General features: G+C 45.0%; 17 protein-coding genes and 2 pseudogenes. 9 read left to right on the top strand and 10 right to left on the bottom strand.

The genetic code is table 11. The features are described 5' to 3' along the window. The 4 genes and pseudogenes from RB622_RS02820 to RB622_RS02805 form a co-directional block, all read right to left on the bottom strand. Positions 1–200: pseudogene (locus RB622_RS02820) on the bottom strand (IS3 family transposase); the annotation flags it as partial. 53 nt (positions 201–253) lie between these two features. Then, on the bottom strand, positions 254–559 hold the full coding sequence (locus RB622_RS02815) for a transposase (protein ID WP_308044979.1): 306 nt from the start codon (positions 557–559) through the stop codon (positions 254–256). A 52-nt stretch (positions 560–611) separates the two neighbouring features. Next, positions 612–991, bottom strand: a pseudogene (locus RB622_RS02810) (IS1595 family transposase); the annotation flags it as partial. A 175-nt stretch (positions 992–1,166) separates the two neighbouring features. Continuing rightward, on the bottom strand, positions 1,167–1,586 hold the full coding sequence (locus tag RB622_RS02805) for a VOC family protein (RefSeq protein WP_308044978.1): 420 nt from the start codon (positions 1,584–1,586) through the stop codon (positions 1,167–1,169). Positions 1,587–1,824: 238 nt separating this feature from the next. On the opposite strand from RB622_RS02805, the gene RB622_RS02800 reads away from it, so the two are divergent. The 6 genes from RB622_RS02800 to RB622_RS02775 all read left to right on the top strand — a co-directional run bounded on the left by RB622_RS02800 (position 1,825) and on the right by RB622_RS02775 (position 12,222). Beyond that, positions 1,825–2,004, top strand: a complete 180-nt coding sequence (locus tag RB622_RS02800) for a hypothetical protein (protein ID WP_308044977.1) — start codon at positions 1,825–1,827, stop codon at positions 2,002–2,004. 199 nt (positions 2,005–2,203) lie between these two features. Continuing rightward, complete coding sequence (locus RB622_RS02795; protein WP_308044976.1) at positions 2,204–4,786, top strand: ATP-binding protein; 2,583 nt, start codon at positions 2,204–2,206, stop codon at positions 4,784–4,786. Positions 4,787–4,913: 127 nt separating this feature from the next. Then, positions 4,914–5,957, top strand: coding sequence for a methyltransferase (locus RB622_RS02790; RefSeq protein ID WP_308044975.1), 1,044 nt, complete (start codon positions 4,914–4,916; stop codon positions 5,955–5,957). 83 nt (positions 5,958–6,040) lie between these two features. Further along, positions 6,041–6,844 carry a bifunctional 2-polyprenyl-6-hydroxyphenol methylase/3-demethylubiquinol 3-O-methyltransferase UbiG gene (gene ubiG / locus RB622_RS02785; protein ID WP_308044974.1) on the top strand — a complete coding sequence of 268 codons (804 nt, stop codon included), beginning with the start codon at positions 6,041–6,043 and terminating at the stop codon, positions 6,842–6,844. Positions 6,845–7,321: 477 nt separating this feature from the next. Then, positions 7,322–9,292, top strand: a complete 1,971-nt coding sequence (locus RB622_RS02780) for a sialate O-acetylesterase (RefSeq protein ID WP_308044973.1) — start codon at positions 7,322–7,324, stop codon at positions 9,290–9,292. A gap of 155 nt (positions 9,293–9,447) precedes the next feature. Then, entirely contained in the window at positions 9,448–12,222 is a 2,775-nt protein-coding gene (locus tag RB622_RS02775) for a family 78 glycoside hydrolase catalytic domain (RefSeq protein ID WP_308044972.1), read from the top strand. A gap of 693 nt (positions 12,223–12,915) precedes the next feature. Here the strand turns inward: RB622_RS02775 and RB622_RS02770 are convergent. From RB622_RS02770 to RB622_RS02745, 6 genes are all read right to left on the bottom strand, one after another. Then, complete coding sequence (locus tag RB622_RS02770) at positions 12,916–15,186, bottom strand: DUF4838 domain-containing protein (protein ID WP_308044971.1); 2,271 nt, start codon at positions 15,184–15,186, stop codon at positions 12,916–12,918. Between the two features lie 417 nt (positions 15,187–15,603). Further along, positions 15,604–15,783 (bottom strand): hypothetical protein, encoded by a 180-nt coding sequence (locus RB622_RS02765; protein ID WP_308044970.1) that lies wholly within the window; start codon positions 15,781–15,783, stop codon positions 15,604–15,606. Positions 15,784–15,813: 30 nt separating this feature from the next. Continuing rightward, a complete protein-coding gene (locus RB622_RS02760) occupies positions 15,814–16,056 on the bottom strand; it encodes a helix-turn-helix transcriptional regulator (RefSeq protein WP_308044969.1) in 243 nt (80 codons plus the stop codon). A gap of 3 nt (positions 16,057–16,059) precedes the next feature. Next, positions 16,060–16,599: a DUF2975 domain-containing protein gene (locus tag RB622_RS02755; RefSeq protein WP_308044968.1), complete on the bottom strand. Its 540-nt coding sequence runs from the start codon at positions 16,597–16,599 to the stop codon at positions 16,060–16,062. A gap of 136 nt (positions 16,600–16,735) precedes the next feature. Further along, on the bottom strand, positions 16,736–17,227 hold the full coding sequence (locus RB622_RS02750; RefSeq protein ID WP_308044967.1) for a hypothetical protein: 492 nt from the start codon (positions 17,225–17,227) through the stop codon (positions 16,736–16,738). A 381-nt stretch (positions 17,228–17,608) separates the two neighbouring features. Beyond that, complete coding sequence (locus RB622_RS02745; protein WP_308044966.1) at positions 17,609–19,051, bottom strand: MBL fold metallo-hydrolase; 1,443 nt, start codon at positions 19,049–19,051, stop codon at positions 17,609–17,611. A gap of 351 nt (positions 19,052–19,402) precedes the next feature. Between RB622_RS02745 and RB622_RS02740 the strand changes: the two genes are divergently transcribed. From RB622_RS02740 to RB622_RS02730, 3 genes are all read left to right on the top strand, one after another. Beyond that, positions 19,403–19,852 carry a LuxR C-terminal-related transcriptional regulator gene (locus RB622_RS02740; protein ID WP_308044964.1) on the top strand — a complete coding sequence of 150 codons (450 nt, stop codon included), beginning with the start codon at positions 19,403–19,405 and terminating at the stop codon, positions 19,850–19,852. 88 nt (positions 19,853–19,940) lie between these two features. Continuing rightward, positions 19,941–22,466 (top strand): hypothetical protein, encoded by a 2,526-nt coding sequence (locus RB622_RS02735; protein ID WP_308044963.1) that lies wholly within the window; start codon positions 19,941–19,943, stop codon positions 22,464–22,466. Between the two features lie 23 nt (positions 22,467–22,489). Then, entirely contained in the window at positions 22,490–23,746 is a 1,257-nt protein-coding gene (locus RB622_RS02730) for a hypothetical protein (protein WP_308044962.1), read from the top strand. Positions 23,747–23,756: the final 10 nt, after the last annotated feature.

Raw genomic sequence — 23,756 nt, 5'->3', positions numbered from 1 at the left:
GCCACTTTCTGACGGCTGATTTTTGTACCATTTTGATTTAAGGATGCCTTGATTCTCCGGCTGCCATAGCGTTTCATATTTCTGATAAACTCGATCCGAATCTCATGTTTGGGACGATTATACTTACTGTCCGCATAATAACTTTTACCTCGCTTGTATCGATAATATGCTGTTCTGCTTATTTCAAAAAGTGTACACAAATAGCTTATTTTGTGCTTCTTAGCAAGAGAGGACACTAAGTCATAGACGTCTCTTAATCGGACGAACTCAAGAGACCCAAGGCCTTTTTTAGGATTTCTCGGTCAGTTTTTAGCTTTGCGTTCTCAGCTTTGAGCTTTGCAATCTCGGCTATAAGCTTGACGCTGCTTTCAGACTCGGTGGATTTAGCTTTTGTCTTCATTTTTGATACCGTTTTCCAACGATACAGAAGATTTTTAGCAATTCCAAAGGTCTCAGAAACCTCCTTGACACTTTTCCCTGAAATCAGCATTCTTAGAATTTCGGCTTTAAAATCGGGTTCGTAACTGCGACGTCCTTTGTTCGCTTTTTGACTCTCCATTTTTGCAAATTTTATGCAAAAAAGCGTGCCGCTTTTCTAGACCACCTCAATTTTTGACCTGATACTTTTTGTCTCGCTTGCTCATTACTCTACGGATTTTATGCATCATGTACCAGATAGGCTCATAGCGTTTATGACCAAGCATGCGTTGCATTTCTAATGCGGAAAAACTCTTTTTACTTATAGTCATTAATTCTATGCAAATCAGCCAATACCTAAAGGGTAAATTGGTTTGTTCCATGACTGTCCCAGCCCGTGAGCTTTTACGACTGTGACACTTTTTGCGCTCAAATTTATAATCGGTCTTCCTGAAATAATGCTCTGTACAGCCACATTTTGGCAAACAACCCCAAGTTCAAGACGCTTGTTTTTGAACGCTTCAACACAGCTTGCTTCATCAGGGTATTTCTCAAAAAACTTACTCAGATTCATAAGTATATTGCGTTAGATTAACTACTACAATATAGCTATTTTTAACAAATAGTATAAGTAACGGATAGTCATATAAATTTTATACAATAGTTTTCGATACTACGATCAAAAATGTCGCCACGGACGGACCTTTAAAAATTTTCCGCACATCCGTGGCTTTAATGTTAGCTAACTTTCATTCAGCAGGTTGTTCAGTCGGAAATTTTGTTACATCCATATAAAACAGTTCCCAGGTATGGCCGTCAAAATCCTCTATGGTTCGTTGTTGCATAAACCCGTAGTCTCTTATTTCCACCGGCTCTGTGCCACCAGCATTCAATGCTGCTTCAGTGACACTGTTTACTTCATCCAAATTATCCAGCGATAGGGAAAACAACCCGGCAAGCCCCGTTTTTGTATCCGCAATAGGTTTGGTCGCAAAGGATGCGAATTTTTCATGTGTCATAATCATCAGAAAGATATCTTCACTCCACACCATACATTTTGCCGTATCGTCTGAAAATTGCGGATTGTTGCCAAACCCCATTTTCGTATAAAATTCCATGGAGCGGTTAACATCCTTTACTGCCAGATTGATGAAAATTTGTTTTGCCATTGTTGTAGATGTTTAGATTGCCATAGTGTTTAATTTCATCCCTTGCTTTACTTTTCGCATTCGGGATTTGAGCCATCTAAATAACGAATTTTTTAAATAACATGGTCCTGATTTCTTAAATACTGATCCTGAAAAATGACTTCGATGGCGGATGGTTCAGTAATGTCCACCGCTTTGCTGCGAACTTGCAGTAGCGTAACACAGACGACATTTTAACTTGTTAACTCAAAACAATCTTATGATAAAGTCGTACTATTTATTGCTTGCCTTATTGGCTTTTACACTAAACGTGCGCGGGCGGCAGGAGCCGCAAAAGATCAATTATCAAACCGCAGCGGGCAACGCTGCCGGTGCAACGGTAGTCAATCAGCATGTATCACGGAGGTTCAGCCTGCCTTTCTACATCTCTAAAACATGACGGTTTTTAGTTAAATTGTTTCATTTGTCCTATCCTAAAAATGGCCGATGACGGAAATTTTAGAACTAAATTTTCCGTCATCGACGTTTCCTCGAATTTACATATTATCTTCAAGTTGAGGATATAGATCCGATCTGTTTCCTTTTCAGATTTACGCAATCTTGTGAAAACAGCGAGTCTCATAACTGGCGTATTTGTTTTGCTGTGCACTCTGGCAAAAGCCCAACCGGGTGCGGTCGAGCGGAGCTCCGCCCGACGGAGCGCCGTCCGCCCCTACGTGGCGTGGGTAAAACACGATGGCCCGGAGAATGGTCTCGCGCACCGGGAGGTGAATGCCATTTTTCAGGACCGACAGGGATTTATGTGGTTCGGGACTAAGTTTGGGCTTAGCCGCTTCGATGGGAAAACCTTCACCAACTTCACCAAAGACCGAAACGGACTTGTATTTGATGATATCCAATCCATTACCCAGGATGCTGATGGATTGCTATGGCTCCTGGGCCCTTATGGTGAGTCAAGGATTTTCCTGTTCAATCCACTGACGGGTACGACCATTCCTTTTGAAAAAAAATTCGGTAAAAAGCATACGGTTAGCTACTTGGATTTTCCGAAGCGCCTATTGGGCAGTACGGACGGGACTATATTTTTTACAAATTATCATCAGGCCATACTTTCGTCCTATCATCCTAAGTCGGGCCTGAATTATGTCCGTCTTTCGCGGTTCAAAGAACGCACCATTCATCAGATAACCATCCGTAATACCATTTGGGCCATCGCTGACGGGCGGATTCTTCAGGAGTTTAAGCATTCACAGGACCTTTTTGCCAGTTGTTTGGGGCAACGCAACGCTGGAACCTACCAGTTGCTGATCAGGGCGCAGGCAGGCAACGGCCAACGGTCGGCCAATATGCTGACCATCGAGGTTAATGTCAGGCGGCCTTTTTATCTGCAGACCTGGTTTGTAGTGTTAGCAATACTCCTGTTGTTTGTCGGCATCTGGGGTTGGTTTAAATGGCGAATCTGGAACCATCAGCACGAACAACTCCGGCTCGAAGCGGAGATCAGGCGCGCTACCGCCCGTATTGAGCACGACAAAGAAGTCATTGAGCGCCAGGCGAAGTCGCTTCATCAGCTCAATGAAGCGAAATCCCGCTTTTTTGCCAATATCTCCCACGAGTTCCGGACACCGTTGACCGTTATTCTCGGCATGACTTCGGAGCTGAAACGATTTGGACCTCATGAGGTTGTGGAGCGGAGCCGTCGGGTGGCCGACTTGATTGAGCGGAACGGAAGCAGTCTGCTGCGGCTGATCAATCAGATCCTGGACCTTTCCAAACTCGAATCCGGGGCAATGTCCTGGCAACCCATCCGGGCCGATCTTGTCAGGTTCGCACGTTATGTAGCCGAGTCTTTTGACACCATGGCGGCGGCCAAGGACATTCAAATGCATTTCCGCTCCGATGAACGGGACTTGGAAGCTGATTTTGACAAGGATAAACTGCAAGATATCTTATCGAATCTTTTGACCAATGCCATCAAATTTACGCCAATTGGTGGCCAGGTCTGCCTGCGGTTGGCTACGGTTCCCACGGCCAATGACAACGGCCACCGTGAAAACGCAGGGTCATTCAGGAACGAGGGATATTACGAGGCCGTTTCGCCGGTGCAATCAACGGACGGGGAATGGATTTCAATCTATGTCCGCAATACCGGGCCGGGTATCGAGGCCGATAAGTTACCGCTGATTTTCGACCGGTTTTTTCAGGTTTCCGGCCAGCCAGCTTCCGAAACTGGTGGGACCGGCATCGGCCTGGCACTGGTACGCGAACTGGTGTCGCTTATGCAGGGTAGACTGTCGGTTCAAAGTGTACCCGGTGAGGGTGCCGAGTTTGTTGTCGGTTTCCGGCGGACCCGTCACGCTCCATTTGTTTTACTGCCACAGACGGAACCTATTCCCGGCATCCCTGACATGCCGGAAGCGACTGCCGTGAGGAGTGAAGCAGCGGAAGAAAAACCTGTTCTATTACTGGTGGAAGACAATGAGGATGTTTCCGCGTACATTGTCTCATCTTTAAACACCGATTACCACATCATTCGGGCCGACAACGGTCAGGCAGGTATTGATCTGGCTTTGGAAAACATCCCGGATATGATCCTGACCGATGTAATGATGCCCCTGAAAGACGGTTATGAATTGTGCGATACGCTGAAAAACGCCTCTGCGACCAGTCATATCCCCATCGTCATGCTGACTGCCCGGGCTGGTGCGGGTGACAGGATCACCGGACTTCGGCGTGGCGCCGACGCGTATCTGACCAAACCGTTTCAACGGGAAGAGCTGGAGGTGGTGCTGAATAATCTGCTACAATCCCGCCGCAGGTTACAAGCATATTACAGCCGGCAAGTCATGGGATCTTCTGAGTCGGACCTGGCACCGGTCGAGGAAAATGAGTCACTGGAGAATTTGTTTTTGCAAAGACTTCGGTCAGCGCTGGAAGAGCATTGTGGAAATAATCCGGCATCGATGGAAACGATTTGCCAACAGATCGGTATGAGCCGCTCTTCACTTCACCGGAAGATGATCGCCCTGACGGGCATGTCAGTGACGCGTTATGATCGCACCCTTCGCCTAACGCAGGCCCGCCAGCTGCTGACTACCACCCCAAAGAGCATTTCCGAAGTAGCTTATGCAGTGGGATTTGAAGATCCAAAGTATTTCAGCAGGTTGTTTTCCGAAGAATTTGACGTTTCCCCGACCGAATTCAGGCGGTTGAAACAATAGTCCACCTTTTTGGGCAGATCGTCCACTTCTTTCTCCATGCCCTTTCCTATGTTTGCTACCTGGGTTTTACGCCTTAGCCCTGTTTGATCCTGGCACATTTACAACCTCAACTATTTCACTAGAAACGATGACAACGAACCAGTCTACCGAACCTTCACCCGCGGGTATCCTTCAAATAGGTACCGGCTTTTGGGCATCCAAAGTATTGTTGGCTGCCGTCGACTTCGACCTTTTTACCCTGCTAACTGAAAGCAGTCCGCTGACTGCCGCCCAGCTGAAACAAAAGCTGAACCTGCATTGCAGCGACCGAAATATGTTCGATTTTTTAGATGCGCTCACCGGATTTGGCTTTTTGAACCGTACGGGCATCCTGGAAACCGCCGCTTATTCCAACACAGCTGATACCGATCTGTTTCTGGACCTGAAAAAACCAACTTATGTCGGGGGAATACTCAAAATGCTTAACAATCGCCTGTACGGTTTTTGGGGAACGTTGGAAGAAGGACTAAGAACCGGTATGCCCCAAAACGAAGCCAAACATGGGGAGAACCTGTTTGATGCAATTTACAAATCACCCGAACAATTGGAAAGCTTTATGAACGCCATGACCGGCATTCAGGTCGGGGCATTTATGGCTTTTGCTCAAAAGTTCGATTTTTCAAAATACAAAACGCTGACCGATGCAGGCGGTTCCAGCGGCATACTTTCCATGGTGGTTGCCAATCATCAGCCACATATGTCCTGCATAAGCATGGACCTACCGGGTGTGACCGCCATTGCGGAGAAAAAAATTGCTAAATCCGGTTTAAATGGCCGGGTCAAGGCGGTATCGGGCGACTTTTTTAACGATGCTTTTCCGACGGCCGATATGGTGGTTATGGGCAACATTCTTCATGACTGGGATGAGCAGCAAAAACTCAGCCTGATGAAGAGTGCGTACGCTGCGCTGCCCAAAGGAGGCGTTTTTGTAGCCATAGAAAATGTCATCGACGACGATAGAAGGGCCAATGTCTTCGGCCTGTTGATGAGTTTAAACATGCTGATCGAAACAGGCACGGGCTTCGACTACACTTTGGCCGACTTTAACCGGTGGGCTCAGCAAGTGGGATTCAGTTCCACTTCATTGCTGCCTCTGGCGGGGCCGACCAGTGCCGCCATTGCCGTTAAGTAATACAGCACCTTTCGTGAAAAAGGCGTCTGGTGTTCCGACGGACGCTTGAAAGACTTTTTTTCCAACTAATCGAAAAAATAATAATGGAAAAGATAGCACCAGAAATTTATAGCCAAATAGACAACGACCTTTACAAGGCAGAAGGCGACCTGTGGTGGAATCCGGAGAATGTTTTGCACATCTTAAAAACGTCTGTAAACCCTTGGCGGGTAGGTGTCGCCACTGATGCTTTAAGGAAGCTGAACTTTGACCCCAAAGGCAAAACAGCCCTTGAAGTGGGCAGCGGCGGTGGAATCCTGACCGAAGAAATTTGCAGGATGGGGTTTATCACGACCGGTATCGATCCCGCAGAGGAGTCGATCCGCACGGCGGCTGGTCATGCCAAAGCCATGGGGCTTGACATCACTTATGATCAGGGAACGGGGGAGCAGCTTCCTTATCCTGACGCGTCGTTCGACTGCGTGTTTTGCTGCGATGTGCTGGAACACGTCGCCGATTTGCCCAAGGTAATTTCTGAAATTTCAAGAGTGCTTAAACCCAATGGTGTTTTCCTTTATGACACACTCAACAGGACATTTATCAGCAAGGTTGTAGCCATTAAGATCTGGCAGGAATGGAAACGATGGGCATTTATGCCGCCTAATCTGCATGTATGGAAGATGTTTATCAAGCCGGAAGAAATCAAAAACCTTTTAGCGAAAAACGGTTTTGACTGGAAAGAACACAGAGGATCCGAACCTAATGTATCGATTCCTAAAATGCTGGGTTATCTTAGAAAGCGGGTTAAAGGGGAATGGACTTTTGTGGAACTTGGACAAAAGTTCCGTTTGGTTGAGAGCAACGACATGAACATACTCTACGCCGGTTACGCGGTGAAGAAGTATTGATAAGCCGGTTGACTTATCTGCCTGTTTTACTGAAATCGTAAAAGAAATTGGAGAAATGAATGCACAATAGATTTTTATCACGCATTATATTATTAAACCGTTTTGCCAATAGCACTACCAAGAAGTCAAAAAAGACGAGAAAATAAATGAAGTGCTTACAGCGATCTCTTAAGATCTACGAACTGCTGCTCCGGATTTCCGGAGCAGCAGTTCGTATTTTCGGAACAATATCCAGGCTAAAAAATAAATGCATTTTTATGAGCCGAATAGGGCCTTTCCTCCAAGGTCACATCATTGGCACAAAGATATGAGGCACGGCGAAAATCCCGGTGTTATGACATCCTGAGCAGACAAACTGTGAAAAGATTTGAATAAAGCAATAGCCGGTGTTGCAGTTCCCAGCGTACTTCCCCTGTGTTTGGCAGGGCATTATTTGAAGAGATAATTTTAACAAAGCATTTCAAAATCATTTCTGGTATGAAACAATCGGCAAGCTTCATTTTCCTCTTGTTTTTAAGTTTTCAAGCTTTGGCGGAAGTAAGACTTCCCAAAATTTTCAGTTCCAATATGGTTTTGCAACGCAGAAAACCTGTTCCGGTTTGGGGATGGGCCGATGCGGGAGAGAAGATAACGCTGCAGCTTTCTATGGGAGGGAAAACTGCGCAAATCAAAACGGGTAAGGCGGGACAGGATGGGAAATGGATGCTTCGTCTGGATGCGCTCGAAGCGGGAGGACCTTATGAACTGAAAGTCGGTGGAAAAAAGAAATCAATAACTTTTACGGATGTATTGATCGGAGAAGTCTGGATATGCTCGGGACAATCGAACATGGAATGGCCTCTGTCGCTGACCAACAATGCCGAAGAGGAAATTAGAAATGCGAATTATCCCGAAATCAGACATTTTGAGGTTCCAAAGGACATGAGCCTTTCTCCACTGGAGGATATTAAGGCCGGAGACTGGAAAGTGACGTCACCCGAAAATGCCCCTCGTTTTACTGCTGTGGGCTATTTTTATGCCCGTGAATTGTACAACAAACTTAAGATTCCCATCGGACTCGTCCATACCTCCTGGGGCGGTACGCAGGTTGAGAGCTGGATTAGTAAAGAAGGGATGAACAGTTTCGATGAGTTTTCGGAAGCCGTAGCGAAGCTGCCGACTACGATAGCGGATTATAATAGTATCAAAAAGAAAAAATTAGATGAACTGATTGTAGAGAAACACGGGGGTTTTCCTGAACCGGCGGAAGTGGCCAAATGGTCGACGGAAACTTTTGATGATCAGTCATGGAAAACCATGGATTTACCCAAAGCCTTTGACCGGGAATTGCTGCCTCATTTTGATGGGACTCTGTGGTTTAGAAGAAATTTTACACTTCCTGCACAGGTTTCGGGAGAGAGTCTCATCCTAAGTCTGGGCGTGATTTATGATGCGGATGTCACGTATATCAATGGGGTGAAAGTGGGATCCAGTAACCTGAAAGGAAAGAATCGTCAGTATATTATTCCCTCCTCTGTACTGAAATCGGGTGAAAATACCATTGCCGTAAAACTCGAAAACAAGAGCGGAGATGGTGGAATCCGGGGAAAGGCGGAACAGATTTATATAGGGAAAGACGATTTTAACCTGGCGTTGGCCGGTCCGTGGAAATACCATATTGAGTCGTCTGTCAATAATAGTCAGTTTGTTGGCCCTAATACTGCCGGGACTTTGCTGTACAACGCAATGATTGCACCGCTCGTGCCTTATGCGATTGCGGGGGCGATCTGGTATCAGGGCGAATCCAATGCCGGAAGGGCGTATCAATACCGCCAGTCTTTTCCATTGATGATAGCAGACTGGCGCAAAAAATGGGGTGGTGGAAATTTCCCTTTTTATTTTGTTCAACTGGCCAGCTTTGAGGACACCAAAGGCAATAGCCAAAAGGGAAGCAGGTGGGCGGAATTGCGGGAGGCGCAAACCATGACTTTGACAACCTCGCCGAATACGGGTATGGCAGTGACGCTGGACATTGGAAATCCCACGGACATTCACCCGCGGAATAAGCAGGATGTAGGCAAAAGGTTGGCTTTGAGTGCTTTGAAAAATACGTATGGCCAAAATGTAGAAGCCAGTGGGCCTGTGTATCAAACGATGCAGACTACGGGGAATAAAGTTACGCTAAGCTTCGGACACGTGGCGGGCGGACTGCATGCCATTGGGGGATATGGGTATCTGACGGGTTTTGAAGTGGCTGGGGAGGACCAGAAATTTCATTTGGCAAAAGGGGAGATCCAGGGCGATAAGGTCATACTTTCCTGCGATCAGGTTGCGCATCCCGTAGCGGTAAGATATGGGTGGGCGGATGATAATGCTGAGGCCAATCTTTTTAATGCGGCGAATCTTCCCGCTGTGCCTTTCCGGACGGATACCTGGAAGGGAATTACCGAAGGCGTGAAATTTAAATAAACCTGGGTAATTATAACAAAGCTATTGAAACGGCTACTGCTATATAAACGAAAAGCGTCGTGAAAAAACACACACGAAAAAAAACACATTTTTACCCCGAGAAGGAAAGTCATACACTTTGAAATACTAAATTATTTTTCGTTCACAACCTCTTTATGCTCGATTTAACACGTTTTTTTGCGCTGGCCATTTTTTCTGCGATTTGTTTGCCTAGAGAAAAGGCACAGGCAGAGATACAACCTGGAAAACTCACTTGTGAGTACCTGGAAAACCCGCTGGGAATAGAAGCAAAAAATCCAGGGCTAAGCTGGACAGTGGTTTCTTCCGAAAGAAATCAAATGCAGACGGCTTACGAGGTTCTTGTCAGTGATAAGCTGAGCGAGCTGGAAGTTTCAAAGGCGAAAATTTGGGAAAGTGGTAAAGTCCAAACGGCCAATAGTCTGCACATCACCTACCATGGAAAAGCGCTCCAGCCATTTACGCGTTACTACTGGCGGGTACGCATCTATGACCAGCATGGAAAGGCATCGGCCTGGAGTAAACCAGCCTGGTTTGAAACGGCGATGACCAGGGAGACAGACTGGCAGGCGAAATGGATCGGGGATGGCAGTAAACAGCGCGAGCGGGACGAGGATTTTTACAAAGAAGATGCAATGCCTTTGTTTCGAAAGAATTTCAAAGCGGGGAAAAGGGTGAGCAGTGCCCGACTTTATATCAGTGGACTGGGTTATTATGAGGCCTATTTTAATGGAAAAAAAGTAGGTGACCACATTTTGGATCCCGGCTGGACAACGTTTGAAAAACAGGTACTCTATACGGTATACGATGTTTCTGATCTGATCAGACAGGGAGATAATACGGCTGGAATTATGCTGGGCAATGGCTGGTATAATCCACTGCCACTCCGGTTTTTCGGGAAGTTCAATTTGCGTGACGTATTAAAGAACGGAAGACCTTGTGTGAAAGCCCAGATTCTGATTCAGTATGGGGATGGAACCCGGGAATGGATCAATACAGATGAATCCTGGGACACGGCGCCCGGACCGGTGGTCTTAAATAATGTGTACTTGGGAGAACATTACGATGCGCGTCTGGAAAAAACGGGTTGGAATGTTGCGGGTAAGGCTTCGGGTAGCTGGAAAAAGGCGGTGTCCGTGCAAGGCCCAGCCGGTACATTAACCGTACAAATGCAGCCGCCGGTACGGGTTACAAAAATCGTTAGACCGGTACGGATCACTAAACCTAAACCGGGTACTTTTATCTTTGACATGGGACAAAACTTTGCAGGAATCGCGCGGATCAAAGTAAAAGGGGAGTCAGGACGAAAAATTACCCTTCGTTACGGGGAAGAACTAAATCCTGACGGATCACTTAATGTCCTGACAACGGTAGCGGGGCAGATCAAACAAAAAGGAATAGGAGGGCCTGGGGCACCCGAAGTGGCCTGGCAGGAGGATAGTTATACGTTAAAAGGGAGCGGGGTTGAAGTCTGGTCGCCCCGTTTTACTTTCCATGGATTTCGCTATGTAGAGGTTTCCGGCTGGCCTGGAGAGCCCGCCTTAAATGCCTTGGAAGGACTTCGCCTGAGTGCGGACCTGCCAGAATCGGGTGATTTTTCCTGTTCGAATGAAATGTTCAACAAGGTGAATGAAATGAGCAAATGGACATTTTTGAGCAATGTGTTCAGCGTTCAGTCGGACTGTGCGGCCCGGGAGAAATTTGGCTATGGCGGTGATATCGTTGGCACGGCGGAATCATTTATTTACAGCTATGACATGGCTAATTTTTACAGAAAGGCCGTTCATGATTTTGCCAATGATCAGCGGGAAGAAGGCGGATTGACTGAAACCGCTCCATACATCGGTATTGCGGATCGGGGCCAGGGGGATGGAACGGGACCGCTGGGCTGGCAGTTGGCCTATCCTTATCTGATGAAACAACTGTATGATTTTTATGGAGATAAGCGTATTCTGGAAGAAAATTATGCACAGTTTCAGAAACAGATTGAATTCCTGAGGAAAAAAGCGGACAGTCATCTTTTTTATCGGGACATCAGCGATCATGAATCGCTGGATACCAAACCGGAAGCGCTTACGGCTTCTTCATTTTACCATCACCACCTGAAACTGATGGGGGAATTTGCAGGAGTATTGGGAAAATCTGATGATTCTCTGAAATATTCACGTTTGGCGGACCGCGTGGAAAAGGCGATTCTGGAAAAATTCTATGTTCCCAAAACAGGGAGGTTTGACAATGCGACTCAGGCTGCCCAAATATTTGGTTTATGGTATGATTTTCCACCGGTTGGAGAGAAAAAGGCAGCATTTGAGATATTGGAAAGAGAGTTTGATCGCAAAGACGGACATCTGGCAACGGGCATTTTTTCAACGAAAATGATGTTTGATGTGCTGCGTAATGAAAATCGCAATGACCTTGCTTACAGTATTGCAAACAAAAGGGATTTTCCGGGATGGGGATATATGGTGGAAAAAGGCGCGACTACGATCTGGGAAACCTGGGCTTATTCCGACGGGGTTTTCTCCCAAAACCATCCCATGTTCGGATCGGTCATCGAATGGTTTTATCGTTCTTTGCTGGGAATTAATGCGTTAAAGCCTGGTTTTGAGCGGGTGCAGATCAAACCGCAGCCAGCCGGTGATTTAACCTGGGCAAAAGGCAGCTATAATTCCATCCGGGGGAGTATCGGAAGCAACTGGCGTATTGAGCAATATCAGTTCAGACTGGATGTCAGTATTCCGGCCAATACAGTTGCAGAAGTATGGCTTCCATCCATGGATACCAGCCATATTCAGGAAGGCGGCAGGCCGATAGCCGATGTGGCTGGTATTCGTTGGCTGAGGGCAGAAAACGGAGCATCGGTGTATGCCGTAGGTTCCGGCCACTATTCCTTTACGACGAGCTGGCACTAACCAGTGATTTCTTACGAATAAGTTTTTAAATGAATTTAGTTGGTCTTTAATTTGGTCACATCACCCTTTCAGGGTTTGGGTCAAAGATGGTTGATTGGTTTTCTACAATACTTTCATTCCTTCGGGATTGTTGTTAATGGGTAGAGATTATTGCCTATCATGATCGTATTCATTTTCAAAACGATCAGCCACCAAAATAGACGCTGGCTTAACAATCCCGAAGGGATGATAGTATTATAGCCAAAGGCCGATCCCAAAAAACGATTAACCTCGAAGAGGTGACACCAATAATGCCTGGTAATAATAATTCAGTGCCTGAATATATTTAATATTGGTTTAACTTCTTGAAATTAAGTAAATTAATCACTTTAATTCTATCAAATATTTTCATTCACATACTTAAAACCTTCGGTCGTCCAAACAGAAAATAGTAGTGGAATTCGAGAAGGAAGTTTATTGCAGGTTCTTTGACCTCGTTGGCAGTCTTTTCCATTGTGCCCCGGCATGCATTGGGTTAAAGGGTTTATACCACCCAGTGATCAGTTGACAAAAGGGATTATAGGGTCGGGGGCGTATGTTTGTAGACGACGAAGGGGCAAACCGGCTGATTGATCAGCCGGTTTGCCCCTGGACGTTGTAGTAAGTCAACCCTGCCAGACCTTTTACAGATCTGGCAGGGACGATTTTACTTGCTTAAATCCCCGCTTGCTCTGTCAGGTAAAATCCCCACCCGCGTTTCAGCTGATCTACCTTAACCAGAATCGTGTTTTCCCCCTTGTTCATAGGAGCCGTGACCATATCCTGATTGGGTTCGGCCTTGCGGGAAACAGGCCGGTTCAAAACAAGCTTTCCGTTAATCCATACCTTTATTCCGTCATTACTGCCTATCCCAAATTTCATGGTTTTGGCTTCGGGAAGATGAATGGTTCTGCGGGCATAAGCTACCACATTTTCGGAGGGTGTAAACAACTTGCTGAAATCGACATAGCCCGAAGTCTTGTCTTCATGTTTTCGCCAGGCCACTTTACTGCCTCCTTTTCCGATAAACGACTGACTGGCATTAAATGCATTCTCGGGACCGTATATTGTCCCCAATCCTTTTTGATCCTCATTGTCGAAGGGGCCCGTAATCAACCAGTCATTATAAAATGTGAATGTTGTGGCGGCCTCTATTTTTTCAAGAAACTTGTCCAGATTTCCATAGGTTTGGGGCACGTCGCCAATCGCCTTGATCTGGTGTTTTTTGATGATCCTGTTAAAACGGGCAAATGCTTCCGGCATATCTTTTCCGGTTAAATAAGCCGTTCCGCCGATGGAGTAGAAATAAAGTTTGGAGTATAAAACGGGCAAATAGGCCAGCTCCACACGTGCCGCCGTGGCCATGTCTTTGGAGGTAGCCTGGATAGCCTGGGCAAAGAGGCTGTCTGCCTGATGTATCGTTTCCGGGTTTAGATAATTGACCTCTGTCGGTTGTGACCAGATGCTGAAATAAACACTATCGGGCTTTACCTGGTCATGTAACAATTTGATGTATGCGCCAATATATTTCCCTCCGTCTCCGTAAACCTGATTTACAAATTCGTCAATCAGTACTTGTCCGTCCTGATCCGGATTCCACATCAATTGTGAAAATACCCACGCCCGTAGTTCCGAAAACTCACCGCCGCCATTGTCGGGTACATTATTTCCCTGCGCGAATAAGCCGATAACGCCCTGATCTGCATAAAATTTAACATCCTGTTTCATCGCCCCGAAGTTTGGGAAAGGCATCAGATAATGTGCAAAATCGGTGAAATAATCCCAGACCGTGATACGTTTGGAAATGGCTTTCCATTGATCCAGCCGATCGCGGAACGGTTTGTGATGATTACAACCTTGAATGGGATGGGCTGAGCAATAATTGTAATGGCATAAACGAATGGTTACATTGTCTGCCGGACGAATGGTTTTAGGTGGAATTTCAGTATAGGCATAGGCCAGTGTCTGTAATTTTATTTCAGGATAAACCTTTCCAACAGTATCGGCGATCTGATTCACGAAAGTGAGCAATGTTCCCGAATGACTTCCCTCCTTATCGTCGATCTCCTTACAGTTTTTACACTCGCAATAACCCTCTCCGTCATTTTGGTCTATGGAGAAAACATTGGCTTCCGGATGCTCTTTGATCCATTGAAAAACCTTTTTTGTCGCCAATTTCAGGACTTCCGCGTTGGTCAGGCAAAGCTGTGAATCTTTTCTTTGTCCGGCAATCTCCGAAAAATACTCGGGGTGCGCGCCAAAATATTCAACAGGTGGCAAGAGATTATTAAAGGTATGAACGAAAGGGTAGGTGATGTAGCTGCCACCGAGTGAGTCGGGTATGGGTTTGGTACTCGGATTCAGACGGTTGTGGAGTGCCCATTGAGTGTCATAGGCTTCGTGGTACCAGGCTTCACGATATTCAAAAGCCGGTTTTTGACGGTCTTCTATTTTGCTTAGCGTGATGGTGGTCTGTTCGGGTGTTTTGACTACGTCACGCGTGTACCAGCGACACCCGAGATAATCAGACAAATAACCCAGTACACCATACAGGGTACCCCTGGTTCCGCCACCGGCAATGAATAGGTTGTTGCCATCCGAACGGATGATGTATTCTTCTTTTCCAAAACCGGCAGGTTTCAGATCTTTCAAAAGTGATTCCGGAGCCCCGCTAAAACCAATGTAGATCAGCTTATCTCCGGGTTTGGTTTCATGGACGATTTCCATGGTATAACCACTGATTTTATGAAAGTATTTTTGTAATTCAGCCGCCGCGTAGTGCTCCGGCTGCAAAGCGCTGCTGGAAATAAATATTTTGTAATCGCTCTTCCCGTTTTTAATCAGCGCATTTTCTGTGGAACAGCTATGCAATAGGAGCAGGATCGCTAGGCCGGATAGTAACCCACAGCATCGGGTAAGCAGTTTATGCATTAAAGTGTTATTCATTGGTGATCAGGTTTAGTGTATTTTTTGTTGTTTTGGGCAACGAGATTAGTGCATGACTATATTGCCGGAAGTGTTGTCGTTAAATGCTTTCCATTTCCTCTGTGTACCGTTGATTTCGGTATAAATCTTTGTGGAATAAAATCCAGTTTCCGGCCCTATGGTCAAAAGCACATTGATGAGGAACGGAAGGAAAAGTAAAAGAACGTATGGCTTTAGTACGCCGGAAAGGATGAACGGCCTATTCTTTTTTGAATAAATTATTGGATCTGAGGTGTGTCACGCCAGAAGAGAAGGAAACGGCTGATAGAATTCCAAACCAATTTTTTGGCATATTCCGGATACCTGGCGCGAAAATGCTTAGAGAAAAAAGCAAAGGATTTTAAGAAAGTGTTTTATTTAACACCATTGCAGGCTTTTTTAGACAGTAAAGCAATTGCTAAAAGCAAAAACATCAATGAGCTTTTCGGTAAAAGTGATCACTTTAAATTGCCTGGTAAAGCGGAAACGAGCTCTGATGGAGAGCAACTTGTCAGGAATAGCCAGGTCGACGGAAATGAAAAAGGGGCTGAGAATCTCCCGGCCCCTTCTCAAATTCATTTTTTGAGTAATACCTAAAAAACTCAACTGTCAGATCAAACCCTTGTAACGGGTCGTTGTTTTTTGTTCGTCATTAACATACTCTAAAATGTCACCTGGTTGGCATTCTAATACATTACAAATTGTTTCCAAAGTGCTAAATCTAATTGCCTTTGCTTTTCCTGTCTTTAATATGGAAAGGTTCGATAAAGTCAATCCAACTTTGTCGGAAAGTTCATTAAGTGACATTTTTCGTTTAGCCATTACAACGTCTAAATTTACTACAATTGCCATAGCCTAAACAGTTAAATCGTTTTCGTTTTGAATATCTACTCCTTTTTTGAAAATAGTCGCAATAATATATATTACAGCCCCCATCAGAATAAATGCTTGGCTGTCTGCCCAAAATTGGTCTAAGTTGTCGGTAACCAAACCGTGATGCGTTAAATTTTTAGCCAACTGTCTGGCAATGTAACTTAACAATCCAATTGAAAGGGTGTAATAACTAATTTGTGAAATTTGTCTCGCAACAAAAGTGTTGAATGGTTTTGACAAATCCATTGTGTGCATTAGTCTGATAACTATGTAAAATAGGCAAGCTTTTAAAATTGAAATGGTTAGAATAAAGCTATAGACACCGAAAAAAGCTAATCTACTGTCTTGATGCATTTCAGTTAAGTCCAACTTTTGATAAAGATTTTGGACAAATTCAGGATTATACAGACTGAAAAAGAAATTTACTATTAAGCCTCCTGCTTCAATGCTCAGGCCGACAAAAATGAGCCAGGCCACAATATATAAGCCCCAAAATATGAAGTTGTTTGTTTTTGACATCATTGTTCAAATTTATGTTGATGTGCCAAAGATATCAAATTTTATTGATAAACAATAAAAATAAATTTTTAATCAAAAAATATTCGTCGAATTTAAAAAGTGCTTTGTGATAATTTTCTGATTATTTTACGTTTTGTCATTAATTAAAATAGGTCTGCATAAGCAGGTGGGTTTTGTTTTGTGGGTAATTTGTCAGAGTTGCGGTGTCCTTTACAATGCCCGCTATGGTGGCGTCAAGGCGCACGATTTTACGGCCGTTGATGATAGTAAGGGGCTGGAGCTCCTGCCAATGGCTGTTTTTGGAAGTAAAATCCTCTCCAAGAAGCATGCTTCCGTCCCTGCCAGTGTCAAAAAGAAACCAGAAGCTGTAGTTTTTGCCGTTGTGCGTTATATCTGCCTTGAACTTGGGACGGTTTTGCTCGTAGAAGACAGGCAGCTTGGTGTAGGTTGCTGCTTTGGCAGGTACCTTTTTGTGTGCGATAAATTCCTTTTTGTCATAGTCTATCTCTATAACAGGGTTCCTGAAAAAGCCGTTTTCTATGATGAAGTCTTCGTAGGGTTGCATGTTTCCGACCTCGGTAAGTGGAACGCCACTCCAGTTGATGACGCCGGTGTTTAGCCGGTTGCCCATACTTTTCCTCTCTTTGTTTACTCCGTCTGTTTTGCTGACGATGGTGTATGTCCGGAGAATTCCAGGTCCAGTTTTTCAGAAGCGTTTCTGTTGACAAGGCTAGTTCCTGCGCCCAGGTCGAATGATTAAATCAAAATAAACGCACATTTAAATCAATCTGATCTATTCAAAATGGAGTAAAGAAAGTTGTATTCAGGTAAGGGAGGTAGGTGTAAACCCAACTGCCAGATTTAGTGTTGTCTATTGTAACTAATTATAAATTAATAAGTTAAGTGCTTTTGTTTAATCCCTCTCTTCGGGATGTTTGATGTCAAAGCAGCGTCAGAACAATAAACAATTATCCATTGATTTGTTAGTTCATTGTGGCTGCGGTGATTTACCTCAAAACCGCGCTTTGAATGTTCGAACTTGCCATTCAGCACTATTCTCATTCAACGTTGCGCAAATGACCTTCTTCCCATCGGTCCGAACATTAACTAAACCATAAACAATTCCGCCCACTACATATAGCTTATTTGCAGTTCTTGATTTACGGGCTGCATTCAGAGCACCGGCGGAAACCTCATTGTAATTGATCCTTACATCATGCATATTTTGGATGGTTGTCTCTACGCCGTTATGTTCTGTTACAATCTCAACGGGTTTCCCAAGCTTGTAGCTTCTCGAAATTTCGGTAGAATAAACCAGTGGGGTGATCAATTTGTCATTCTTGGTTTCCAAGAATCCGGTTAACGCTGAAGCCGCAACAATAGCTGGGCGCGGATGATCGTGACTTTCCGAATCTCCGCTACTAATCACTGTGGCTCCGGCCTGAATGTGCTGCAAAAATTCTAACGAACAATCATCACTTCCATGATGACAGGCTTTGGTTACATCTGATTGAAATACGGTACCTCTGTGACTCTCCAATAGTAGTTTTTGACTCGCTGCATTGAGGTCGCCAGTCAACAGCAGACGGAAATCGCCGTAGTCAAACCGTAACGCGACAGAATGACCGTTTGTATTCTGACTTGTCCCGGAAAATGCCCTATAGCCTTTCTTCCCATTGTTTTCGAACTGGACCGGCCCCAACACCCTGACTTCCACATTCTGATTAAATCCGGGCAGGAATTTCACGGGTGTTCCATGTTCGTGATAAAGCCGTCTAGTGGGAATTTGGAGACTGTTGACCAGCTTAATAAACGAGCCCCAGTCGCCTTGAAGTTTCCAGCTTGATCCAGGTAATTCTGTTTGGGATATGTGCTGATTGTCTTCCAAAATCGTTGTTAGCAACCCTTGCTCAATATCGCCGATGGTTCTAGCGCCTCCATTTTTTTTCCACCACGATACACCACAATGATAAAACTGCCCAACATTGACTTGTTGCAAATCTAGTTCGTCGATTTCATTCGGGTTGAGCAGGTCCCAAAGCCCGCCATAATGGTCCGCGTCCGGATGCGACGAGATCATCACGTCGATATCGATTGCGGTACGTTTATAATCCTTGGCAAACTTCCAATCCACAAAGTCAGCCGCATTTTTGCCGCTCGGCTGAGAATCTCGTTTGTAGCCTCCATCGACGAGGATATGGCGCCCATCTGGAGTCCTGATCAGCACACCATCGCCCTGGCCAACGTCAATAAAATAGAATTCGAGCAAGGATTCATCACCTAAGTACTTTTCTTCGAGCAGCCCGCGTCGCCCCCTTGCCCAACCCGTAACAAAGCCGTTATCAGGACCGCTTTCAATTTGAAACTGATCGCCCCAAAGTAGCTCCATTTTTACATCTCTGTTACCGTTTTTAACACTGAAAGGGGCAGTTTCACTTTTGATGTATCTGATCATTTGAGTCTATTTAAATCGAGCATGTAATTTCGTAAAAGGCAGCTTGATTCCAATGGATGCAAACATGAACTTACTATACGGTAATTTATTGATTATGAGTGTGATTGGGTGTCTGAAAAGTTGTAAAAGTTAAAGTAATGGTACAGTCGATTACAATTAGGTCGTGCGCAAAATTGTTTTTTTACGGTTAATAAGTTTGCCTTTCCTTTTCATTTTTAGTTCATTACATTTAATGCTGCAACCCACCCGGCATTAAATAATTCTTTTGACAGGACTCACTTATCCTTAAGCATTAATGCACTTTCGTTTATTTATTTTTGGAGTTTTTTTAGAGGAATTTTTCATTGTCAAATGGCAACAACAATCTCTCTTAACGTATGTTCATTTGCCGGAGAAAAAAGCGAGGACATCGTCTTTTTTTCGTCGGAAGGTTTACATGTGGATTCAGAAGAAAAGTTGGTTGCAAAGGTTCGACAAATACTTTCTTTGAGCCGAAATTTCGCGGCATCGTGCAAATTAATTATCAGAGTTCAGACTAGAGATCCAGAGTTCTTCATTCATGCAATTAAAAAACTGACCGTTACAAAATCGGACGTTAGACCGGCAAATCTTAGTATCCGGGAGATTGAAGTCCTTGGGTTGATCATGCAGGGATTAACAAATAACCAGATTGCGGAAAAACTCTTTATAAGCTTCGAAACGGTCAAATCGCACCGAAAGAACATTCTTGAAAAAACCGGTGCGAAAAATACGGCTGCTTTAATCCATCACTATCATCAGACATTTTTTGACAAGGAATAAAATCCCCCTTTTGCGGGATTGATCAAGTCAATTGAACGAAGCAATTTTACAAAGTGATCTTTTTCATTTTATTAAATTGTTTTTCCCTATGGACAGAAATTTAAATGGCTTGGTGAGCCAATATGAAACGCCTTTCTCAGATATTTTCACCAAAGAAGAAGGATATCTTGTTGAAACTGACCTGCGATCTAATAATTATGAATTTAAAATAGACAGCCCTTTTTCACGAACATATGAAGCATCTGAAAAAACTGTTTCCAACCGGTCTGCTGAGGATTATGTGAGTTTATTATCCGAATTAAATGATGCGGAATTTACAGAAACATTGTATGATCTGGGTAATGAACTGGAAGACACCTGGCGCAGCAAAGTTTCCGATGAACTTGCAATGGGAAATAATTATATTCCTTTTGTAACCCGGCAGACGAACGAGTATTTTGATCCCCTGCTGCGAGAAACTCATAGCATGATTGATCGCGTCGCACAGCATTATTCTGGTAATAATCTGGCAGATCACACTCTCACCGAATTCGAAAGCTTTTTTGACCGGCTCGAATTTAATCATGGTAATTTCAGTCCGGTACAAGAGCAGTTTTTTGGCAAGATTTTCAAGAAGGTCAAATCAGTGGTAAGTAAAGGGATAGACCTGGCCAAAAAGGGTATCGCAGCAGTTGGAAAGATAATGCCACTCAACATTGTCCTGGGCAAGATCAAAAGTCTCATCAACCCGTTGTTGCAGAAAGTACTCAAATTCGCTATTGGCAAATTACCGCAAAATCTGCGCCCCTACGCCCAAACGCTGGCTAAGAAATTTCTTAAAATTGACGTCCGGGCAGAAGCCTATCCCGAAGCAGAAGAGGAAGGAACAGAACTTGACAACATTCAGACTGAGCTGGACAACAACATCGCGCAACTCGTCTTTTCGTCCGATGAAATGGAGACTGACCAGATCGTTTCAGAATATGAGTTCTCATTTGAAAATATAGATCGGCTGAGCAGTTATGAAACGGGTGGATATCAGGAGCAGCAACCTTATTATGCAGCCAGGGAACAGTTTATTAATGAATTACAAACACTAGAGCCCGGTGAAAGTCCTGCACCGGCCATTGAAAAATTCCTTCCCGCTGCGTTAATTGCTCTTCAACCAGTAGTGAAAATAGCGCTCGGAATTATCGGACGGCAGAAGGTGATCAATTTTCTGGCCGGTTTGCTTGCCAAGCTGGTCGCCAAATATGTTCCGGCGAATGTGGCCAAACCGCTGGCTGCGAGCATTATTGATGTTGGTATGAGTGCTATCGGCTTTGAAACCAGCGACAACGGACGTACGGATATGGCCTACGAAGCCATCGCGAACACGATCGAAGGTACTATTCAGAACATGACACAATTGCAGGAAGCTTCCCTCAATGACAATGAAGAGCTGACCATGCATTTGCTTGAAGCCTTTGAGCAGGCTGCAGCTGACCATTTTCCACCTCAGTATATCCGTGAAGAATTAAGACCGACAAAACACAAGGCATTATGGGTGTCGTTGCCACTGAAAAATCCGGTGAAGGCATACAAGAAATTTACACATGTTTATGAAATTACGATAGACCCCAAAACAGCGGCTAGCGTACAAACTTATCGCAACCTGCCTCTGGCAAATTTCCTAAAAGACAAATACGGCATTGATGCATCGAAACCGGTAAAGGCGAAAGTGCATGTTTATGAAGTATCGAATGGTGGGAAACTCACGGCAATCAGCCGGTTCGAGAATCTACCCGGACTAAATGCAAGGCAACCAAGAGCATGGGTGCAATTACTGCCACTTACCTTGCAGGCATCGACAATGCTTCTTAAAGAGCCTTCTTTGGGCAAAGATGTGTCTCCCAGGAAAACAGCCACCCGTTTCCGTAAAGCAGAGGGTCAGCGATTCTACTACCTCGAAATCGACGGGGCGAGACTGCGGCTGCCACAAGTAAAACGAACCGACCATCGTACCACAGAAAACGGACAGCCGGCCACCGGGATCGAAAGCCGTTCAGCTGACGTACAGGCAATACTGAATTTTGTCAGGTCCGAGATCAGGCTAAACTATTATTTCAGTGAAGAGGACGCATTAGGAATCGTGGAAAGTTTGAACAAAAGCGATTACCTCGGGGCTGCGATGCATGTTCGCAATGCATTGAAAGTTGTTTTGAAAGATATTTTGAAGAAAAATATCGCGAGTAAGGTGAAGATTGTGCATGAAGCGATGCCGGAACTATATCTCGAAAATATCGGCGACCAGCAGGAACAGTTCGCACCATTGGACGCGCTCGGCAAGATAGCCGGCAAGGAGATCATCAGTAAGATCGTGGAGGCGCTCGTTGAAAAGCTGAGCAGCAAAGCCTACGATGCGGTACTTGCATTTTTCAAGGCACGGGCTACGGAGTTCAAAACTGCTCAGGCGCAACCTCAGGACGGGGTAACGATCAAATTGCTTTGGACCAATGTGCAGGGAATGTCGGCGATCAAAGCGGCCATCAGCGCGATACGGGGAGACTTTTCGATTGGGAGTCTGAAAGATCTCAGCATCCCCGCTATTTCTGCGCCGGATCTGAGCATTGTTGCAGACAAGAAATTTGACTAAACATTTAACTTAAGGATCATTCCATGTACGCTATCGAATCTATTAACAGGTCGTTGACACGGCAGGTAAACCACTGGTTCATGGCCGCAACGAGGCTGTCAGTCATAGAAAATCTGGCGTCCGCTAATGCCTGGCAGGGAATAGACCACGCGATGGAAACGTTGTTGAAAGAGTCGTTCAGGCAAAGTATCGAAGAAGTGCTCGCTTTTGCCACAGCCCTCAAAAATCAGCTTGAAAACGGTGCAGAGCAGGAAAATATGCGGAGTGTGAAACGTGGACTTTTACAGCTGCGCGACAAATATCTGAAAGCAGAAGAAACGATACAGTTTTACACAGTGGCCATCAATTCGAGGACCACTCCGAGATTGGCTGCATTACTGCGTGCCTGTGATATTCTCTGTATCAAAAGTATGCAGGAACTGCTGGAACCACTTGGCAGGAAAGCACCGCTTGTGCTGACATATGTCGATAAAGGGGTTGGGGCATCTATTCTCAAAGCAGGGCTAAAGTTGTGGGATGGCAGGATCAGTCCGGTTGCGGCAATCAAAGTGACACAGCACAATCTTTATCGTCCCACCGCTATCATACATGAAACCGGACATCAGGTCGCACACATGCTCAACTGGAATGAAGAATTGGCTCAGGCATTGCAAACAAAACTGGTAGATTATGGAGACGATGTTTCCAGTGCATTTAGCAGCTGGTCTTCTGAAATGGCTGCGGATGCTTTTGCTTTTGTACATACCGGCTTTGCTGCGGTGGCAGCACTTTCGGACGTGGTCAGCGGTACTCCCGGAGCGGTATTTGCGTACCACGCGCACGATCCTCATCCAATTTCTTACTTGCGTGTATTGATGAACGTTACTATGTGCAGGGAGTTTTATGGCAGTGGTCCGTGGGACGATCTGGCTGAGGCATTCCAGAACGACTACGACCTTGATCTGGTCAGCCATTCATCGATTCCACTTATAAGAAAATGTGTTGCCGCGCTTCCGGACGTGGTCCGGATCCTCCTTAAAATGAACTACCGTGCATTTGATGGAAAAGCTTTGGCAGAGATTATTAATCCGAATCGCGCCGGGCCATTGGAACTGAACAAACTTGAATATCTGGCCGGTCCGGCACTATTTACATCGCATGCCTGGATCTGGAAAGAAAGCCTCCGTTTGCTGGCGTTGAATGGCTACAAAATAGGGCTGGGTACGGGTGATCTCCAATCGCTTTACAAACAGCAGGAGGATTGGATGATTAAGCTCGGGTTTGCAATTGAATTGAATTAGGAACTTAAAA

Source organism: Dyadobacter sp. LHD-138, from assembly GCF_030929615.1.
Taxonomy (GTDB): domain Bacteria; phylum Bacteroidota; class Bacteroidia; order Cytophagales; family Spirosomataceae; genus Dyadobacter.
This window is presented reverse-complemented; position numbering and strand designations above follow the sequence as displayed.

Bases quoted from the DNA above. Each gene is read 5' to 3' on its own strand.
- RB622_RS02815 (WP_308044979.1), bottom strand. From the start codon at position 559: ATGGAGAGTCAAAAAGCGAACAAAGGACGTCGCAGTTACGAACCCGAT.
- RB622_RS02805 (WP_308044978.1), bottom strand. From the start codon at position 1,586: ATGGCAAAACAAATTTTCATCAATCTGGCAGTAAAGGATGTTAACCGC.
- RB622_RS02800 (WP_308044977.1), top strand. From the start codon at position 1,825: ATGATAAAGTCGTACTATTTATTGCTTGCCTTATTGGCTTTTACACTA.
- RB622_RS02790 (WP_308044975.1), top strand. From the start codon at position 4,914: ATGACAACGAACCAGTCTACCGAACCTTCACCCGCGGGTATCCTTCAA.
- ubiG (WP_308044974.1), top strand. From the start codon at position 6,041: ATGGAAAAGATAGCACCAGAAATTTATAGCCAAATAGACAACGACCTT.
- RB622_RS02780 (WP_308044973.1), top strand. From the start codon at position 7,322: ATGAAACAATCGGCAAGCTTCATTTTCCTCTTGTTTTTAAGTTTTCAA.
- RB622_RS02775 (WP_308044972.1), top strand. From the start codon at position 9,448: ATGCTCGATTTAACACGTTTTTTTGCGCTGGCCATTTTTTCTGCGATT.
- RB622_RS02770 (WP_308044971.1), bottom strand. From the start codon at position 15,186: ATGAATAACACTTTAATGCATAAACTGCTTACCCGATGCTGTGGGTTA.
- RB622_RS02765 (WP_308044970.1), bottom strand. From the start codon at position 15,783: ATGAATTTGAGAAGGGGCCGGGAGATTCTCAGCCCCTTTTTCATTTCC.
- RB622_RS02760 (WP_308044969.1), bottom strand. From the start codon at position 16,056: ATGGCAATTGTAGTAAATTTAGACGTTGTAATGGCTAAACGAAAAATG.
- RB622_RS02755 (WP_308044968.1), bottom strand. From the start codon at position 16,599: ATGATGTCAAAAACAAACAACTTCATATTTTGGGGCTTATATATTGTG.
- RB622_RS02750 (WP_308044967.1), bottom strand. From the start codon at position 17,227: ATGGGCAACCGGCTAAACACCGGCGTCATCAACTGGAGTGGCGTTCCA.
- RB622_RS02745 (WP_308044966.1), bottom strand. From the start codon at position 19,051: ATGATCAGATACATCAAAAGTGAAACTGCCCCTTTCAGTGTTAAAAAC.
- RB622_RS02740 (WP_308044964.1), top strand. From the start codon at position 19,403: ATGGCAACAACAATCTCTCTTAACGTATGTTCATTTGCCGGAGAAAAA.
- RB622_RS02735 (WP_308044963.1), top strand. From the start codon at position 19,941: ATGGACAGAAATTTAAATGGCTTGGTGAGCCAATATGAAACGCCTTTC.
- RB622_RS02730 (WP_308044962.1), top strand. From the start codon at position 22,490: ATGTACGCTATCGAATCTATTAACAGGTCGTTGACACGGCAGGTAAAC.